General features: G+C 48.7%; 1 rRNA gene. It reads left to right on the top strand.

What is annotated here, in order from left to right:
- The first annotated feature begins 89 nt into the window (after window positions 1–89).
- A 16S ribosomal RNA gene (locus K5Q07_RS06805) occupies window positions 90–1,663 on the top strand.
- Window positions 1,664–1,717 lie beyond the last annotated feature (54 nt).

Here is a 1,717-nt window from a genome sequence, read left to right as displayed (position 1 = left end):
CAACTTGGTTGTAAGAATTAAACATTGCGAAGTCAATTCGCTTATAAAATAACAATTTATTCAGAAGAGCTAAGTTAAGCTTTTCATCTTAAGATGAGAGTTTGATCCTGGCTCAGGACGAACGCTGGCGGCGTGCCTAATACATGCAAGTCGAACGAGCTCTCCCAAATTGATTTTATGCTTGCATAAATGATTTTTGGATTCGGAGCGAGTGGCGAACTGGTGAGTAACACGTGGGTAACCTGCCCCAAAGCGGGGGATAACATTTGGAAACAAGTGCTAATACCGCATAATTAGTTGGAACCGCATGGTTCCAACTTGAAAGATGGCTCTGCTATCACTTTGGGATGGACCCGCGCCGTATTAGTTAGTTGGTGAGATAAAAGCCCACCAAGACGATGATACGTAGCCGACCTGAGAGGGTAATCGGCCACATTGGGACTGAGACACGGCCCAGACTCCTACGGGAGGCAGCAGTAGGGAATCTTCCACAATGGACGAAAGTCTGATGGAGCAACGCCGCGTGAGTGATGAAGGTTTTCGGATCGTAAAACTCTGTTGTTAAAGAAGAACAAGTGTTAGAGTAACTGTTAACACTTTGACGGTATTTAACCAGAAAGCCACGGCTAACTACGTGCCAGCAGCCGCGGTAATACGTAGGTGGCAAGCGTTGTCCGGATTTATTGGGCGTAAAGCGAGCGCAGGCGGTTTTGTAAGTCTGCTGTGAAAGCCCTCAGCTTAACTGAGGAAGTGCAGTGGAAACTACAAAACTTGAGTACAGAAGAGGAAAGTGGAACTCCATGTGTAGCGGTGAAATGCGTAGATATATGGAAGAACACCAGTGGCGAAGGCGGCTTTCTGGTCTGTTACTGACGCTGAGGCTCGAAAGCATGGGTAGCGAACAGGATTAGATACCCTGGTAGTCCATGCCGTAAACGATGAATACTAGGTGTTGGAGGGTTTCCGCCCTTCAGTGCCGCAGCTAACGCATTAAGTATTCCGCCTGGGGAGTACGACCGCAAGGTTGAAACTCAAAGGAATTGACGGGGGCCCGCACAAGTGGTGGAGCATGTGGTTTAATTCGATGCTACGCGAAGAACCTTACCAGCTCTTGACATCTTCTGCCAACCCAAGAGATTGGGCGTTCCCTTCGGGGACAGAATGACAGGTGGTGCATGGTTGTCGTCAGCTCGTGTCGTGAGATGTTGGGTTAAGTCCCGCAACGAGCGCAACCCTTATTATTAGTTGCCAGCATTTAGTTGGGCACTCTAGTGAGACTGCCGGTGATAAACCGGAGGAAGGTGGGGACGACGTCAAATCATCATGCCCCTTATGAGCTGGGCTACACACGTGCTACAATGGATGGTACAACGAGTCGCGAAACCGCGAGGTCAAGCTAATCTCTTAAAGCCATTCTCAGTTCGGATTGCAGGCTGCAACTCGCCTGCATGAAGTTGGAATCACTAGTAATCGTGGATCAGCATGCCACGGTGAATACGTTCCCGGGCCTTGTACACACCGCCCGTCACACCATGAGAGTTTGTAACACCCAAAGACGATGGGGTAACCTTTTAGGAGCTAGTCGTCTAAGGTGGGACAGATGATTAGGGTGAAGTCGTAACAAGGTAGCCGTAGGAGAACCTGCGGCTGGATCACCTCCTTTCTAAGGAAATTTCGGAAACTTACATTAGATTCATCAATCTTATTCAGTTTTGAG

The organism is Apilactobacillus zhangqiuensis (assembly GCF_019656215.1).
Classification (GTDB): domain Bacteria; phylum Bacillota; class Bacilli; order Lactobacillales; family Lactobacillaceae; genus Apilactobacillus; species Apilactobacillus zhangqiuensis.
The sequence above is the reverse complement of the archived record's forward strand: the minus strand, read 5'-3'. Positions and strand labels throughout refer to the sequence as shown.